This is a genomic window from Hylemonella gracilis str. Niagara R (assembly GCF_000600295.1).
Classification (GTDB): domain Bacteria; phylum Pseudomonadota; class Gammaproteobacteria; order Burkholderiales; family Burkholderiaceae_C; genus Hylemonella; species Hylemonella gracilis_A.
Genome location: NZ_JEMG01000001.1, coordinates 1,369,165 through 1,385,099, shown reverse-complemented (window position 1 = coordinate 1,385,099; position 15,935 = coordinate 1,369,165). Strand labels below are relative to the sequence as shown.

Here is a 15,935-nt window from a genome sequence, read left to right as displayed (position 1 = left end):
AGGCGCGACGGCCTCAACCCGCCGTGGCGGCGAGCTGGCGCGAGATCTCGGCCGAGGCCTCCTGCAGCGGCGGCAGGAAGCGCGCGACCGCCTGCTCCGCGTCCAGCGCGGAGCTGAACCAGGTCAGGCCGATGGTGGCGACCACGCGCGTTTCCTCGAAAATGGGCACGGCGATGGTGGAGGACTCGGGCCGCACCCGCGGGTCGCGCAGCGCGTAACCACGCTCGCGCACCTGGGCCAGCATGTGGCGGATGGACGCCTCCTGGCCGGCAATGGGCTCACCGCTGCTGCGCACCAGCAGGTCGATCAGCGCGTCCTGCTCGGTCGGCCCGCAGTAGGCCAGGAAGGCCCGGCCCAGCGCCTGCGTGACCAGGCTCAGGCGCATGTTGATGGTGGAGTGGAAGAAGGACAGCGGCGAATGCGGGATGGTGCTGTAGCGCACGACCATCGCGTCGCCGTCGTGCACCGCCACCGCCACCGGCCACTTCAGTTCCTGCGTCAGCGCCTCGGCCGGCGCCGCCGCCGCTTCCACGATGCGCGGCTCGCTGTGGTAACCGCTGGTCAGGGCCGTGACTTCCGAGGTCAGGTGATAGGCGCCATACTGCGGCGCGCGGCGCACCAGGCCATCCGCCTCCAGCGTCTGCAGCAGGCGCACGATGGTGGACTTGGGGATGGCCGTGTGCTTGTGGATGGCATCGACGGAGGAAACCGGCTGCCGGTTGAGCGCGCGCAGGATCTGCAGCGCCCGCAGCACGACGTTGACCGGACGGGGCGTGGGCATGGTGGCGGGCAGTGTAGCTTGGCCCCGGTCGGCCTCCCCCGGCGCATCCTCCCGCACCACGTCCTGGCCGCGTTCTTCCTCGCCCTTCACGGCGCGGCCCGCAACGTCTGGTCGCGCGCCGCCTCCTGTTGCAGGGCTTCGCCCCGCGTCCAGCGCGCCAGGTTGTCCAGGAAGAGGCGCACGCAGCGCTCGCCATAACGCTGTGAGGAACCTGCGTTGTGCGGCGACACCAGCACATTGGGCAGATCCCAGAAAGGCGAATCCGGCGGCAGGGGCTCCTGCTCGAACACGTCCAGGTGCGCGCCCGCGATCTGCCCATCGGCCAGCGCGGCCAGCAACGCCTGTTCGTCCAGCACGCCACCACGCCCCACGTTGACGACGCAGGCGCCGCGCGGCAATGCGCGCAGCACGGCCGCGTCCACCAGGTACCGCGTGGCCTCCGTCAGCGGGCAGGCGATCACCAGCCAGTGCGCCTCGGGCGCCAGCGCGGGCAGCGCGGCATAGCCGTGTATGCCCAGGGCCGCATCCCCCGGCCGTGGCGCGTGGCGCAGCTTGTGCACGCGCAGGCCCAGCGCCTCTAGCAGGCGCGCGATGTCACGCCCGATGGGCCCGTGGCCGATGACGATGGCGGTCTGGCCCGCGAGGTCGGCCTGGGCCTCAAGGCCGCGCAGGGGTTCCCAACGGTGCGCGCGCTGCGAGTGCAGCCACCGCAGCCCGCCACGCGCCAGCAGCATCACGCCCATCAGGGCGCTGTGCGCCACGGCCTCGGCGTTGGCGCCGGAAGACGTCGTCACCCGCACGCCCCGGCGCAGCATCTCCTGGAAGATGGGCCGGTCCACGCCCGCCGTGGGCACGTGCAGCCAGCGCAGCCGGGGCGCCGCGCGCAATTGTTCCGAGTAAAGCTGCATCAGGGGCGACAGCACCGTGCGGCTGGACGGGCCGATCACGTCCAGGGACATCAGCGCGATGTCCACCTCGGCCAGTTCCCGCGCGGACAAGGGGCGCTCGGTGTCGGCGAACGCGAAGCGCAGTTCGGCGCCCCCGGCCGCGCGCAGCTCGGCGGCGAAATCGTGGTGAACCTCGGGGGTGATGAGCAGCGTGGGCATCGTGGTCAGAGAGCGTGGCAAAGCAGGGGTGGCGCGCGATGCTAGCCCCGAGCGCCACTGGGCACCAGCGATGTGGCCCCGCTTTCCGCGCGGCGGAATCCCGGCAAGCCCCAATGACGCGCGCCGGCGCCACGGTGAGAATCGCCCCATGCGCCCTACCCCCACCCTCCCCCAACTCACCGAGGCCGACGAAGCCATCGTCCAGAGCCTGCTGCGTGCCCACCAGGGCGGCAACGCCGTGGACGAACAGGCCGCCCTGGCCCACATCACCTCACTCGAACAGGCTTACGCCCTGCAAGAGCGGCTGTATGCAGCGCTCGGCCATGCGCCGGGCGTGCCTCCGTACTGGAAATCCGGCGGGCCCTCGCGGTCCGATCCGATGCGGCACGCGCCCCTGCCGGTGGCTGGCGTGCGGCCATCGGGCAGCGCACTGGGGGCGCTGCCCCTGCGCCACCGCTGGGTCGAGGCCGAGATCGCGCTGCGCCTGGGCCAGGCCGTGACGCCGGACGAAGCCTGGCGCCTCACGCCCGAAGACGCCCCGGCCCTGGTGGACGCCCTGTGCGTCTCCATCGAGGTCGTGGACACGCGCTGGGCCGCCGGCCGGGCAGTGCCGCCCCTGCTCAAGCTGGCCGACCTGCAGGTGCACGGCGCGCTGGTGCTCGGTGACTTCCGGCCCTTTGCGCCCTTCCAGTCACATGACTGGTCCCAGCAGGAATGCCAAGTTCAGTTCATCTCGGCAAAAGGCCAGACCGTGCGCGCATTCCGCGGCAGCCTGGGCGTGGGCGACCCGAGCTGGGTGCTGCCCGACTGGCTGCGCCACCTCAGCCGGCATGGGGCCACGGTGCCCGCGGGCACGGTGGTCAGCACCGGGACCTGGTGCGGGCTGCTGGATGCGCAGGTGGGGGACGAGGTACGCGCGGAGTTTCCCGGGATAGGCGTGACCACCCTGCGGTTCTGATCATGCAAGGCCGCTAGGCGCCGGGAGCCGACAGCTCCCGGACTACGGCGTTGAACAGCAGCTCGCTGGTGGCCTCGATCTCCTTGCGCGAAGCGCCGCCTTGCAGCAGCGACAAGGCGCCGTTCGACGCCGCCCAGATGGCCCGCGTGGCCTCGTCCACAGGGCCGCGAAACCGCCCCATGTCGACCAGCCGCTGCACCCGCGCCTGCATCAGCGCGTAGGCATCCGCGACCAGATCGGGCTCGACCCGCGCATGGCGGGCGAACAATTCGTGCAGCGCGGGGCGCTTGAGCGCGAACTCCAGCGCCACCTCCCAGCCCGCGCGCAACTGCTCCAGAGGATCCGCGGACGCCGGGGGCAGCCGCTTGCGCTGCATGAACTCGGCCAACCCGCGCCGAACGAGTGCCCGTTCCAGCCCATCCTTGTCGCCGAAGTAGTGGTACAGCGTGGGCGCCTTCACCCCCGCGGCCTCGCACACCGCGCGTGTCGTCAGGCTCGCCGCGCCCTGCGCTTCGAGCAGCGCGGCGGCGGCGTCAAGGATCGCGGTCTCGGACTCCATCTTTGCCATTGAAATTCCAGCTCACTTGACAGTGACTATAACGTCGTTATACATTTGGCATATCAAAACTACATTGGACACACCATGACATCCACTTGCCTGGTCACCGGCGGTTCGGGCTTCGTCGGCGGCCGCCTCATCGAACGTCTCGTCGCACAGGGCTGGCAGGTCAGGGCGCTGGCGCGCAGCGAGGAAGCCATGGGAATTGTAGGCAGGCACGGCGCACAGGCGGTCCGGGGCTCCCTGGACGACTTGCCCTCGCTGACGGCGGCCGTGGCGGGTTGCAACGCCGTGATCCATGTTGCCGCCTTGTTCAAGCTGTGGGGCGAGGCCGACGAGTTCGAGCGGTCCAATGTGCAAGGCACGGCCAACTTGCTCCAGGCCGCCGCAGCCGCGTCCGTCCAGCGCTTCGTTCAGGTCGGTGCCGCCGCCGTGGTGATGGGTGACATGGCACCGATGCTGCGGGTCGACGAGTCGCTGCCGCGCCAGGAACGCGCCTGGGCGCCCTACAGCGCGTCGAAGGCGCGCAGCGAGGCGCTGGTGATCGGCGCCAACCGGCCCGGGGTTTTTGAGACGGTCGTCGTGCGCCCCCCGATGATCTGGGGCGCCGGCATGCCGACCCTGGACCACATGATCGACACCGTGCGCGCCGGCCAGTTCCGCTGGGTGGGCGACGGCTCGCAGGCCATGTCCACGGTCCACGTGGACAACGTCTGCCACGCGGTGGAGCTGGCGCTCGCCAAGGGCCGCGGCGGCGAGACCTACTTCGTCAGCGACGGGGCCGATACCACGCTCAAGTCCTTCCTCTCCAGCCTGATGCAGACCCGCGGCGTCGAACCGCCGCGCGCCTCCGCGCCGCTGCGCATGGCCTGGATCATGGCGACCGTCATGGAATGGGCCTGGCGCACGTTCTCCCGCCCCGGCGAACCGCCGATCACACGGCAGATGCTGCGCCTGATCGGCCAGCCCTTCACGGTCGACATCGGCAAGGCGCAACGCGAACTCGGCTACCGCCCCGCGGTGACGCGGGAACAGGGGCTGCAAGCCATGCGGCGGGGCTGAACCCGCCCTTCTTGCCAATGGCAGGCTCGCTCAGCCCTGGGCGCTGCTGTTAGCGCTGCCCTTGGCACTGCCCTTGGATTCGGCCTTGGGCTTGACCTCATGAATGGTCTCGCCCCGCGCGAGCATCGCAACGAGCTGTGCAATCCGCCGTGCGCGCGTCTCCGGTTTCACGGCCGTTTGTATGCGCCACAGGATGGCGTAGCGATTTGCGGCGTCGATCGTCGAGAAGAACAGCTTCGCTGCAGGTGCAGCGTCGAACGCCGCGATCAGGTCTTCGGGCACCACGGACATACTTGCACTGCTGTAGGCCTGAGCCCATCGGCCGTCCGCCTTGGCGGACTCGACCTGCGCCAGGCCCGGCGCCTGCATGCGACCCGCCTTGACGAGCGCCTCGACCTTCTCGACATTGATCTTCGACCACACACTGCGCGGGCGCCTGGGCGTGAATCGCTGGAGGAAATAGTGCGCGTCCAGCGCCTTCTTCTGACTGTCGATCCAGCCCCAGCAGAGCGCAATCTCCACCGCTTCCGGGTAGGTGACGCTGGTTTCCTCGGCACCGCGCTTGGCGAGCTTGAGCCAGATGCCCGGGGACGTGGCGTGGTGCCGTTTCAACCAAGCTTCAAACGCCTGGTCGCTCTTGAACAAGGTCGGGGTATCGGCAGACTGTTCGATGGGCATGTGCGGAGTGTGCATCAAGGGAAACGATGCCGACAGGGGGCTGCGGCACCTCAGTCGCTACCTCAGCCGCCAAGGCACCTGTCCCTGGTCCGGGCTGCTGGGCGCGGAATTTCCTGGGACGAGGTGCGAACACGCAAGGCTACGACGCTTGAGGGCTTGGGGGTTGCCGCGTAGACTGAAAGCGGCCATGTCCGCTCGTTCGCGAACGCTTACGGATATGCTCAAGATCCGACATTCAACCTCAGCTCATGAAGTTCGACACGTTGCCTGAGACCTGTCTTGTTGACGAGACCATCGTCATCCGCGTTTTGGACCTGCAGCCTGGCGCAAGAGTCTCCCTCAAGCTCTGGAGCCGTCTCGACCAAATCACCCTCCTATCGACCGCCAACTTCACCGCCGATTCCAATGGCGTGGTGGACCTAGGTAGTCACGCGCCTGACTCGGGTTCATATGATGGGGTGGATGCCATGGGGCTATTCTGGTCTCGTGCGCCCGTGGACGGTGAGATTGCCAAAGGCTTTGAGAGCGTGAGCAGGGACCCGCTCACGGCCACACTGGTTGCGGAAGCAAAAGATGGCGGCACGTCTATCGCTCATTCCATCCGGCGTGTCTATCTTGGACCCGGAGTCGTCTCGCGGGAGGTCCGAGAAAACGGCCTGGTTGGAAAGATGTTCGAGCCGGCGCAACCCGGTCCACATCGGGCTGTCCTTGTGGTGGGAGGTTCCAACGGCGGGTTGGCCTGGTCTCAGGAAATGGCGGCGCTGCTGGCCTCACACGGATACGCCGCTCTCGCGTTGGCGTACTTCGCCGCGGAAGGCTTGCCGCCAACGCTGGACCGCATCCCGCTCGAGTACTTTGAAACAGCGTTGGCGTGGCTATCGGCGCAGACTAGCGTGGCTGCGGACTGCATCGGGGTCGTGGGCGTCTCGCGAGGTGGGGAACTGGCCTTGCTACTCGGTGCGACCTACCCCAAAATTCGGGCGGTTGTCGCCTATGTTCCTAGCGGCATACTGTGGCCTGCATACCCAGAAAGCGGATATGGCGCGTGGACGCTGAACGGCCATGAAATTCCGTACGCCCAAACACTTAGCTACGAGCAATGGGACCAGGCCTTGGCCGCTGGCGAAGCAAGAGGTGACAGCTTTGACTGGTACTTCATCCCATTGAGAGATGCTTCATACGCAGACAGGGCGGCCATTCGAGTGGAAAAAATCAATGGGCCGGTCCTCATGATTACCGGCATCGACGACAAGCTGTGGCCATCGACAGAACTGACAGCGTTCGCCGTGGAGCGCTTCAAACGACAAAGCTTCCGCCATCGCGTGGAGCACCTAGCGTATGCGGGCGCGGGACACAGCATCGCATGGCCAAACGGTCCGACAACGATGCTCAAGTCGAGGCATCCGGTGTCCGGAGAAGAAATGGATATGGGTGGGACGCCCGAAGGTACGGCGCGGGCACGACAGGACTCGTGGCCGAAAATGCTCGCGTTCCTGGGCAGCGCACTCGCAGATGCTTAAGACTAAGTCACAGTTTTATCTCGCGATCTACCTCACGTTAGGCCTTAGCTTGAGCAAGTTCCCATTTCTTACTACTGATCGTCTTACTCTCCGTAACTTTGTTGAGAGTGATGTGCCGGCTGTATACGCAATCTTTTCTGAAGAAAGCGTCGCCGAGTTCTATGACATAGACGCCTTCTCAAGTCTCGATCAAGCGAAAAGTATGGTCGCGTCACGAATGCGTCGTAATGAAAAGCAAGACGGCACATGGTTTAGGTGGGCAATATGCCTTTCAACCAACCCTGAAGTAGTAATTGGCTCTTGTGGATTTCACTCGACAAATGAAGATTTTCATTCTATTCAGATCGGTTACGAGCTTCACCCGCAGTATTGGGGCAAAGGAATTGCCTTTGAAGCTGTTTCCACCATGCTCAAGTTTTGCTTTGAAAGCCACTTCCCGTTTCATGTAAATTGGGTCGCAGCCACTACAGACCTCGATAGTCAGCGATCAATAAAGCTACTTCGAAGGCTGGGCTTTTCCGAAGAGGGAATTCTCCGGCAGTTCGGCTTCTGGAAAGACAAATTTCAAGATGTACGACTTTTTTCCCTGCTGAGGACGGAGTGGGAAGCGAAGTGAGAAAACAGCACAACACGGCAGTTAAGGTGCACAGCCAAAATCTACGCTTGTGGTTCTCTACGTTGCGCTCCGACCGACCCTCACCTCTATTTCTAAGTTGGTGTCCGGCTTCTATGGGTCGAAATTGATCCAAAACACTAGGCGATTCAGTAGCCAATTCTTGTCAAAAAACTCTGATCTAACCATGCTTTGTTCAAACTGCGGAACAGACAACACGCTAGGCCGTTCTCACTGCGTCATCTGCGCGACCTCTCTACCTGTTGAACAACAACCGTCATCTACGACAAGCAAACCCACATCTGCGGAGCGCATTGGTGGTTGGGTCGGTCTTGGGCTATCCATGCTCACTTTTCAAATGGCTGCTCCCTTCCTTTTTGGCCGCCCAAGTGGAGGCGGCATCAACGGGCTGCAGGTGATGTGCGCAGGAATTGCCGGCGCCGCTGGTGCGGTACTTGGCAAAAAACTGGCTCGCTTCTTTTCAAAACCAAAAAGCTAGCTTGATGCATTGCGCCGCCAGGAGTGGCGTCCATGGGTGGAACGGGGCTTGCCAAACCTGGACGTATCAATCCCATCGCACATCTTGAACGGAAACCACCATGGGACTCCTGACCTTCAGCCTCAACCTCACCCTGGACGGCTGTGTCGACCACCAGGAAGGCATCGCCGATGACGAGACACACGCCTTCTTCACCCAGCTCATGAACGAGAGCGGAGCGATGCTCTGGGGCCGCGTCACCTACGAGATGATGGAGGGCTACTGGCCGGCGGTGGCCCGGGGCGACACGGAGGCACCGGCGGCGATGCGCGAATGGGCGGTCAAGCTGGAGGCCAAGCTGAAGTATGTGGTCTCGTCGACGCGCAAGGACTTCCCCTGGAACAACAGCCACCTCATCGCCGGCGACCTGCGCACCGCAGTGAGCAAGCTGAAGGACGCGACGCCGGACGGCGTGCTCCTTGGTAGCGGCAAGCTCGCGGCCGCGCTGGACCGGCTGGATTTGATCGACGAGTACCGGTTCCTCGTCCACCCTCGAATCGCGGGCCACGGCCCGACCCTGTACCAGGGCGGGCTAACCAGCACACGACGGCTCGAGCTGATCTCGGCAAAGCCGCTGCGCTGCGGCGCGGTTGTCATGCACTACCGGCGCGCGCGCTGAACTCAAGCCCCCAGCAGAAATCCTCCCTCCAGATCGATCAACTGCCCGGTCTGCTTGAGGGCCTCGGTGGCCAGCCCGTAAGCGGCACGCGCCACGTCCTCCGGTTGCACCACGGCGCCGAGCAGGGCGCGGGCTTCGTAGCGCTTGCGGCGCTCCTGGAAGACGGTTTCGCCCAGGCCCTTGCGCAGCCACTGGCCGTCCACCATGCCGGGCAGCACGGCGTTGACGCGGATGGCCGGGGCCAGCGCGCGCGCGAGCGACAGCGTCAGCGTGTTGACGGCGCCCTTGGAGGCGGCGTAGGCCATGGACGAACCGGTGCCCATGCGCCCACCCATGGACGAGATGTTGACGATGGCGGGCGCGGGCGCGCCCTTCATCAGGGGCGCAACGGCGCGGCACATCTGGAAGGTGCCGATGACGTTGACGCGGTAGATGGCTTCGAAGTCAGCGGCGGACAGCGCGTCCAGGTCCTTGAGGTCGGCGAACTTCGTCGTGATGCCGGCGCTGTTGACCAGCACGTCGGCCCGGCCCCAGAACCGCCGCACTTCCTCGGCCAGGGCGCGGCATTGCGCGTCGTCGGCCACGTCGGCGCGCACCACCAGGGCCTCGGCGCCCGCCGCGCGGCACTGGTCCGCGACGCGCTCGGCGGCATCGGCCTGGCTGGCGTAGTTGATCACCACGTCGTGGCCGCGTTGCGCGAACAGCAGCGCGGTGGCCGCGCCGATGCCGGACGAAGCGCCGGTGACGATGCACACGGGCCGGCGTTCTTTGGAGGTTGCAGTGGCAGATCGGTCGTTGGTGTTCATGGTGAAGGCGCCTTGGTTTGCTCTTGCCGCGCGCCGTCCCGGGTTTCCCCGCTGGTTTCCCCACGGGTCTCCCAGTACGGCGTGCGCAGTTCCTTTTTCGACAGTTTGCCCAGGGCGTTGCGGGGCAGCGCCGCACGCAACTCCACGCCCGAGAGGCGCTGGGTCTTGCCCACCTGGGCATTGACCCAGTCGCGCAGGGCGTCCGGGTCCAGACGGGCGCCGGGCTTGGGCACGACCAGGGCCAGCGGGGTTTCGCCCCAAGCGCTGCTGGGCACGCCGATCACGGCCGAATCCGCCACGTCCGCATGCCGGGCCAGCACGGCTTCGAGGTCGGAAGCGTAGATATTGTGGCCGCCGGAGATGATCACGTCCTTGATGCGGTCCAGCAAGATCAGGAAGCCGTCTTCATCAAAACGGCCGATGTCGCCGCTGCGGTGGTACACGCGGCCCTGCTCGTCCAGCCAGCGCAGCTGCGCCGTCGCTTCGGGACGGTTGTGGTAACCGGCCATCATGTAGGGCGAGCGGCCCACGACCTCACCCACAGCGCCAGGCTGTCCCTCGGACAAACGCCGCCCGGTCTCGTCGATCAGGAACACCTCCGAGCCGTGCGCCGGCCGGCCCACGGTGGCCAGCTTGTCCGGGTGCGCACGCGCATCGAGGAAGCAGGAGCCGCCGCCCTCGGTCATGCCATAGACCTCCAGGAAGCGCCCGGGCCAGCGCCACAGGATGTCGCGCTTGAGGGCCAGGTCCATGGGCGCGCCGGTGGACTGGCTGAGTTCCAGCGCAGACAAATCACTGCCCGCGAAATCGGGATGGGCCAGCAGGCGCTGGTACTGCACCGGTACCAGCATGGTGTGGGTGGCGCGCTGCGCCTGGGCGAGGGCCAGGTAACGCCCCGCGTCGAACTTGCGCATCAGCAAGGTCGTGCCGCCGTTGACCAGCGTGCCCAGCATGGGCATGAGGGTGGTGTTGGAGTACATCGGGGTGGACAGCAGCGTGCGCGCCTGCGGCGTGAAGAAACCCTTGCGGCTGGCCTGCTGCTGCCGCATGCCGTGCAGGTGCACGATGCCCTTGGGCAGGCCCGTGGTGCCCGAGCTGTAGATGATGTTGAACGGGTCCTCGGCTTGGGACTGCGGCAGGGGCGCGCCGCTGAGTCCTTCCTGCACTGCCTGGCCTGCCAGTCCCACGGCTTGCCCCACCGATTGCCCATGCGTGCGCCACGCCGCGTAGACCCCACCCTCCGCGCCCGCGCGGCCGAAGGGAACAACCTGCAGCGCAGCGAGCCGCCCGGTCATGTCCAGGATCGCGTCGCCCACATCGGGATCAACGAAGAGCAACTTGGCGTCGCAGTCCGCCAGCAGGGCCTCCAGCGTTTCGACGCTGGCAGACACGGGCAGCGGCACCACGCAGGCACGGGCCGCGACGATGCCGAAGAAGCATTCGACGTAGGACAGGGACGCGAAACCCAGCAGGGCAACGCGGTCGCCGGGCGCGATGCCATCGCGCAGCAGCGCGCGCGCCACCTCGTTGACGCGGCCTTGCAGCGCGCGCCAGTCCAGGGTGCGGTCCTCCACGCGGAAGGCGACGGCTTCAGGGCGCGCCTGCGCGTGGGCCGCGATGATGTCGGCAAAGGGCTTGAAGGCCTGGAGGGAGTCGTCGGGGTTCGTCATCATGCGTGTCGTGGCGCTAAAGGTCGAAGATCTGAAGCAGGGTGTCGGCCACCAGCGCGGGGCGTTCCTGCCCCTCGATCTCGATGGTGGACTCGAAGGTGAGACGCACGCCGTCCGCCAGCCGCTGGCAGTCCTTGAGCGACTGACGTAGGCGCACGCGCGAACCCACCGGCACGGGCGCGGTGAAGCGCACGCGGTTGCAGCCGTAGTTCAGGCCCTTGCCGCGCTGGCGCACCGTGTAGATGCCGCGCTGCAGGAAGGGAATGAGGGAGAGGACGAGAAAACCGTGGACGATGGTCTTGCCGCCCGGCATCTCGCGGCCCGCGCGTTCCACGTCAACGTGGATCCAGTGGTCGTCACCAGTAAGCGCTGCGAAGGCGTCGATCTTGGCCTGGTCGAGAACGACCCAGGCGCTGGTGCCCAGCGGGCGGCCCACGTAGGCCGCGAGGTCGGCAGCATGTTCCACGGTCACAATGGCCGTTGCGCCGGCCGAGGTGCCCACCGTGTCGGGTTCCAGCACCAGGCGGTCCGGCAGGTTCATGCGCCCTCCCCGCTGGACGCCGGCGTGGCAACACGCGCGGGCACCCGCCCGGCGCTGACCAAGGACATGGCCACGGTACCGTCCTGCCGGCGCACCGTGACACGGGTGCGCACGATGCCGTGACCGGGGTTGGAGGCCGAGCGCCGCAGCTCGACGATCTCGCGGCGCACGGTGAGCACGTCACCCGCGCGCACCGGCGCCTGCCAGCGCAGTTCGTCGATGCCCAGCCCCACCATCGGTGTGTCGCCATAACCGCCAGCGCGCACGAACTCGCGCATCGCCAGCGAGGCCACATGCCAGCCGCTCGCGACCAAGGTCTTGAAGGGGCCCGCAGCCGCGCGCACCGCGTCGGTGTGCATGGGCTGCGGATCGAAGCGCTGCGCGAAAGCCACGATCTCGTCCGCCGAGACGGGGAAGGCGGGGCTTTCCCAGCTCTCGCCCAGTTGGAAGTCTTCAAAAAAACGCGCGGGCATGGGGCTCCTCAAAGTCTGCGCAACACAGTGCGGCTGCATCTGTTTCTGTTGCGCCCGAGGATGCATCAGCCTCGGCCTGGCCCCAAGCGGATTGTTGGCTTGTTCCGTGGCGCGGAATGCAGGGGCCCCTTCCGCGCCCGCTGGCCGATCACTTGTCCAGCCCCTTGCGCCGCAGCCACTTGGACAGCTCGGCCGCCACCGCCTCGTTGTTCAGGTCGGCGAAGGGGATGTGGGTGTTGCCCTGCAGGCCGGCGTCGGCCAACAGCAGCACTTCACAGTCGCCGCCGTGCTTGTTGACCACCTCGCAGAAGGTCCGCGCGTTCTTCAGATGGACCGACCAGGTCGGGTGCGTGGCGGTGTGGTCGCCGAACACCATCTGCATGGGGAACTTGGTCAGCTTCATGAACTCGACCAGCGGCACGGCGTTGGGGCCGAAGGGCGCCTTGGGGGCAGGTGGCACGCCCTCGCCCTCGGGGAAGACGAAACCCGGGGTTTCGTAGGCAACGATGCCTTTCATGTTGTTGGTCTTCGCGTTCAAGGCCGACAGCAGCGCGCGCCAGCCGCCGGCCGAGTTGGTCACCGCGACCACGGGGCCCAGCTTGTCAATCGCCTGGCCACCGGCCTCGCCCTGCAGCAGCGCGTTGTCCAGCGTGTCGAATTCGTCATAACGCGCGCGCGTGGCCTGGTTCCAGGCCTCGGCGTCGCCGGTGGGGAACTGCACGCCCGGGTGCCAGTTCATGAACGAAGGACCGAAGCGCCAGGCGAGGTAGTTGCGCTGGTCGAAGTAATCCGGCTTGTAGTTGATCGGCTCACAGCTCCAGTTGGCGCGGCCGACACGCGGGCCGTCCCACAGGTAGACCGGGTAACGCTGGCGCAGGAAGAGGCTCTTGTAGCCTTCGCCGCCGTCCCAGCGGTTTTCCCAAACCTTGGTGCTGGAGCTGTGCCAGAGGATCAGGCCGACCTGGCGCCGGTTCTGCGGGATGAAGTACTCGACGTAACCGTGGTCACAAGAAAGTGTCTGCGCTGGGTTGTCGGGGTTGCGGATGACCTTGCCGCCCACTTCATAGGCGCCAGTCGATTCCAGGACGATCGGCGGCTTGGAGCCCGAGGCAGCGGGCGCGCGCGTGCCTTGCGCGACGGCGGTGCCAGCGAGCACTACGGCCAGGCTCGCCAAGGCAAGGCGCTGGCAGTGCGCTCTCCAGCAGCCGGAAGGGGTCTTGTCGTGGTTCATGGGTTTGTCTCCTCGTGTTGTGTCTTGGTGTTACCGGGCCGGCGCAGGATGGCGCGGGCCGTTTCCGGGCACAAGCGCGATTTACGGACTTTCCGCGCAGCAGAAAGCTGTGCCACCGCCGGACACCACGCGCACAGACGTCACGGAGATTCCGTCCCACGGAAAGCTCGAAATGGCGAATTGTTGGCGGCCCTGTTTCTACGGACACTGTGCGCACAACACCTGGAGACAACCATGCAATTCGCCACGTTCTTCCGCACCTTCGCCACGGTCCTCGGGACATGCCTCGCCCTGCTGGGCACTGCGCTAGCCCAGAGCACCGGCGGCTGGCCCAACAAGCCGGTGCGCATCATCGCCATCTTCGCGCCCGGCGGCAGCTCGGACCTGGTGGCGCGCCAGATCGCACAGCACCTGAGCACGCGCTTCGGCCAGCAGTTCATCGTCGAGAACAAGGTCGGCGCGGGCGGCAACCTCGGCGTGGACTTCGTCGCCAAGTCGGCGCCGGACGGCTACACCCTGGCCCTGGGCACTTCGGGGCCGCTGGCCAACAACAAGTGGCTGTACAAGCCCATGCCTTTTGACGCCCAGAAAGACCTGACGCCGATCGCGCTGGTGGGTGAAATCCCCCTGGTCATTGCCGTCAACCCCTCGGTGCAGGCGAACAACCTGAAGGAGTTCGTCGCCCTGAGCAAGTCACGGCCCAACCCGCTGTTCATCTCGAACCCGGGCAACGGCACCATCGGCCACCTGGCCACCGAGTACCTGCGGCTCAACACCGGCGCCGAGCTGCGCTCCATTCCCTACAAGGGCGACACACCCGCGATGACCGACGCCATCGGCGGCACGGTGGATGGCGTGTCGGCGCCAGTCACGGCCCTGGAGCCCAACATCAAGGGCAACCGCCTGAAGGCCCTGGCCGTCGCGTCCAAGACCCGCTACCCGGGCCTGCCGGACCTGCCCACCGCGACTGAGCAAGGCGTTCCGCTGGAAGCCACCGTCTGGAGTGCCCTTGTCGGCCCGGCCGGTCTGCCCAAGAACATCGTCGCTGCGCTGAACAAGGAGATCAACCAGTACACCAGCTCGGCCGAGGGCAAGGCCAAGCTGACGGCGCTCGGCATGGTGCCGCTGGCCGCCACGCCGGCCCAGCTCAGCGAGCTGATGGCAAACGAATCGGCGAAGTGGAAACGCGTCATCGACAGCGCCAAGATTTCGCTCGAATGAACCGCCGCGCGCTTCGCGCGTGCGTCACGACAGAAGGAACCATGGATCCATTGAAGTTCTACATCGACGGGGCCTGGGTGCAGCCGGCCTCGCCCTCGACCCTCGGCGTCCTCAACCCCGCGACGGAGGAGACCTTCGCGCACATCAGCCTGGGTACACGGCAGGACGTGGACCGCGCCGTGCAGGCGGCGCGGCGCGCCTTCCCCGCCTATGCCGAGACCAGCGTCGCGCAGCGCCTGGACTGGCTGCACAAGATCATCGCGGGCTTTCGGGCCCGCCTGCCGGAACTGGCGCGGACCATGACCCTGGAAATGGGTTCGCCCATCACCTTCGCGACCGAGCGCCAGGCCACCGTCGCGCTCTTCCATTTCGAGGAAGCCGCGCGCGTGCTGGCCGACTACCCCTTCGAGGAGCGCATGGGCAAGGGCATCGTGCGCCGCGAACCCATCGGGGTCTGCGGGCTGATCACGCCCTGGAACTGGCCGCTGAACCAGGTGGCCTCCAAGGTGGCGCCCGCGCTGGCGACGGGTTGCACCGTGGTGCTCAAGCCCAGCGAGGTCGCGCCGCTGAGCGCCCTGCTGTTCGCGCAGATCGTGCACGAGGCTGGCCTGCCGCCGGGCGTCTTCAACCTCGTGAACGGCGACGGCCCCACGGTGGGCGAGGCGATCGCCGCGCACCCCGGCATCGACATGGTGTCCTTCACTGGCTCGACGGCGGCCGGCATCCGGGTGGCCAAGCTGGCGGCGGACACGGTCAAGCGCGTCGCGCAGGAGCTGGGCGGCAAGTCCGCCAACATCATCCTCGACGACGCAGACATCAAGGCGGCGGTGATCCAGGGCGTGCACGCCTGCTACACCAACGCCGGCCAGAACTGCCAGTCGCCCACCCGCATGCTCATTCCCCGGGCGCGGCGCGAAGCCGCCTTCGAGGCCGCGCGCGAAGCCGTCGCCGCCATCCGCCTGGGCGACCCGTTGGACCCGGCCACCACCCTGGGCCCCCTGGTCAGCCAGGCGCAATACGACAAGGTGCAGGCCCTGATCCGTTCAGGCCAGGACGAAGGCGCGACTCTGGTGGCCGGCGGCACGGGGCGCCCACCACAGACCCAGCGCGGTTATTACGTGCGCCCCACGGTCTTTGGTGACGTGACACCCCAGATGCTGATCGCCCGCGAGGAAATCTTCGGCCCGGTGCTCTCGATCATCAGCTACGACAGCGAGGAAGAAGCCATCGCCATCGCCAACGACACGCCCTTCGGCCTGGCCGGTTTCGTGCAGTCCAAGGATGTGCGCCGCGCCCGCGCCGTGGCCAACCGCATCCGCGCGGGCCGCGTCTACCTCAACGGCGCCCCCTTCGACCGCAGCCTGCCCTTCGGCGGCTACAAACAGTCCGGCAACGGGCGGGAGTTCGGCGTGTTCGGTTTCGAGGAATACCTCGAGGTGAAGGCGCTGCTGGGTTGGGAGGAGTGAGGCGGCCGGTTCGATCGTGCCGGGCGCCGGAATCGAACCCGCGCGCAAAGCGCGCTTCACATTCGGCCGCACGCAAGGCGGGCCGGTTCGGTT

General features: G+C 66.7%; 17 protein-coding genes. 8 read left to right on the top strand and 9 right to left on the bottom strand.

Features of this window, described 5'->3' with window-relative positions; genetic code table 11:
• Positions 1-13: 13 nt before the first annotated feature.
• Together AZ34_RS06360 and AZ34_RS06355 are read right to left on the bottom strand one after the other, a co-directional pair.
• Entirely contained in the window at positions 14-781 is a 768-nt protein-coding gene (locus AZ34_RS06360; protein WP_035611068.1) for a DNA-binding transcriptional regulator, read from the bottom strand.
• Between the two features lie 86 nt (positions 782-867).
• Positions 868-1,887 carry a D-2-hydroxyacid dehydrogenase gene (locus AZ34_RS06355; RefSeq protein WP_051509577.1) on the bottom strand — a complete coding sequence of 340 codons (1,020 nt, stop codon included), beginning with the start codon at positions 1,885-1,887 and terminating at the stop codon, positions 868-870.
• Positions 1,888-2,035: 148 nt separating this feature from the next.
• Between AZ34_RS06355 and AZ34_RS06350 the strand changes: the two genes are divergently transcribed.
• Entirely contained in the window at positions 2,036-2,845 is an 810-nt protein-coding gene (locus AZ34_RS06350) for a fumarylacetoacetate hydrolase family protein (RefSeq protein ID WP_035606063.1), read from the top strand.
• 13 nt (positions 2,846-2,858) lie between these two features.
• Here AZ34_RS06350 and AZ34_RS06345 read toward each other — a convergent pair whose 3' ends face one another.
• Positions 2,859-3,413, bottom strand: coding sequence for a TetR/AcrR family transcriptional regulator (locus AZ34_RS06345; protein ID WP_051509576.1), 555 nt, complete (start codon positions 3,411-3,413; stop codon positions 2,859-2,861).
• Positions 3,414-3,488: 75 nt separating this feature from the next.
• Here AZ34_RS06345 and AZ34_RS06340 point away from each other — a divergent pair, with 75 nt between their 5' ends.
• A complete protein-coding gene (locus AZ34_RS06340; RefSeq protein ID WP_035606060.1) occupies positions 3,489-4,466 on the top strand; it encodes an NAD-dependent epimerase/dehydratase family protein in 978 nt (325 codons plus the stop codon).
• Between the two features lie 30 nt (positions 4,467-4,496).
• Here the strand turns inward: AZ34_RS06340 and AZ34_RS06335 are convergent, their stop codons facing one another.
• Positions 4,497-5,144, bottom strand: a complete 648-nt coding sequence (locus AZ34_RS06335) for a YdeI/OmpD-associated family protein (RefSeq protein ID WP_051509575.1) — start codon at positions 5,142-5,144, stop codon at positions 4,497-4,499.
• Positions 5,145-5,392: 248 nt separating this feature from the next.
• Between AZ34_RS06335 and AZ34_RS06330 the strand changes: the two genes are divergently transcribed.
• The 4 genes from AZ34_RS06330 to AZ34_RS06325 all read left to right on the top strand — a co-directional run bounded on the left by AZ34_RS06330 (position 5,393) and on the right by AZ34_RS06325 (position 8,434).
• Positions 5,393-6,664 carry an acyl-CoA thioesterase/bile acid-CoA:amino acid N-acyltransferase family protein gene (locus AZ34_RS06330; protein ID WP_035606058.1) on the top strand — a complete coding sequence of 424 codons (1,272 nt, stop codon included), beginning with the start codon at positions 5,393-5,395 and terminating at the stop codon, positions 6,662-6,664.
• A 49-nt stretch (positions 6,665-6,713) separates the two neighbouring features.
• Positions 6,714-7,280 (top strand): GNAT family N-acetyltransferase, encoded by a 567-nt coding sequence (locus AZ34_RS17930; RefSeq protein WP_197026509.1) that lies wholly within the window; start codon positions 6,714-6,716, stop codon positions 7,278-7,280.
• A gap of 340 nt (positions 7,281-7,620) precedes the next feature.
• Entirely contained in the window at positions 7,621-7,776 is a 156-nt protein-coding gene (locus AZ34_RS18240) for a hypothetical protein (RefSeq protein WP_155831734.1), read from the top strand.
• Positions 7,777-7,876: 100 nt separating this feature from the next.
• Positions 7,877-8,434: a dihydrofolate reductase family protein gene (locus tag AZ34_RS06325; RefSeq protein ID WP_035606056.1), complete on the top strand. Its 558-nt coding sequence runs from the start codon at positions 7,877-7,879 to the stop codon at positions 8,432-8,434.
• 2 nt (positions 8,435-8,436) lie between these two features.
• On the opposite strand, the gene AZ34_RS06320 is transcribed toward AZ34_RS06325, so the two are convergent.
• The 5 genes from AZ34_RS06320 to AZ34_RS06300 form a co-directional block, all read right to left on the bottom strand.
• Positions 8,437-9,240 (bottom strand): SDR family NAD(P)-dependent oxidoreductase, encoded by an 804-nt coding sequence (locus AZ34_RS06320; protein WP_051509574.1) that lies wholly within the window; start codon positions 9,238-9,240, stop codon positions 8,437-8,439.
• Entirely contained in the window at positions 9,237-10,910 is a 1,674-nt protein-coding gene (locus tag AZ34_RS06315) for a class I adenylate-forming enzyme family protein (protein WP_081767308.1), read from the bottom strand. The genes AZ34_RS06320 and AZ34_RS06315 overlap by 4 nt, the downstream gene beginning before the upstream one ends.
• Before the next feature lie 16 nt (positions 10,911-10,926).
• Positions 10,927-11,451 (bottom strand): MaoC family dehydratase, encoded by a 525-nt coding sequence (locus AZ34_RS06310; protein ID WP_081767106.1) that lies wholly within the window; start codon positions 11,449-11,451, stop codon positions 10,927-10,929.
• Positions 11,448-11,924 carry a MaoC family dehydratase gene (locus tag AZ34_RS06305; RefSeq protein WP_035606052.1) on the bottom strand — a complete coding sequence of 159 codons (477 nt, stop codon included), beginning with the start codon at positions 11,922-11,924 and terminating at the stop codon, positions 11,448-11,450. The genes AZ34_RS06310 and AZ34_RS06305 overlap by 4 nt, the downstream gene beginning before the upstream one ends.
• 148 nt (positions 11,925-12,072) lie before the next feature.
• Entirely contained in the window at positions 12,073-13,155 is a 1,083-nt protein-coding gene (locus AZ34_RS06300; RefSeq protein ID WP_035606050.1) for an alpha/beta hydrolase, read from the bottom strand.
• A gap of 234 nt (positions 13,156-13,389) precedes the next feature.
• Between AZ34_RS06300 and AZ34_RS06295 the strand changes: the two genes are divergently transcribed.
• Complete coding sequence (locus tag AZ34_RS06295; protein ID WP_035606048.1) at positions 13,390-14,376, top strand: Bug family tripartite tricarboxylate transporter substrate binding protein; 987 nt, start codon at positions 13,390-13,392, stop codon at positions 14,374-14,376.
• Between the two features lie 41 nt (positions 14,377-14,417).
• Positions 14,418-15,842: an aldehyde dehydrogenase family protein gene (locus tag AZ34_RS06290; protein ID WP_035606045.1), complete on the top strand. Its 1,425-nt coding sequence runs from the start codon at positions 14,418-14,420 to the stop codon at positions 15,840-15,842.
• Positions 15,843-15,935 lie beyond the last annotated feature (93 nt).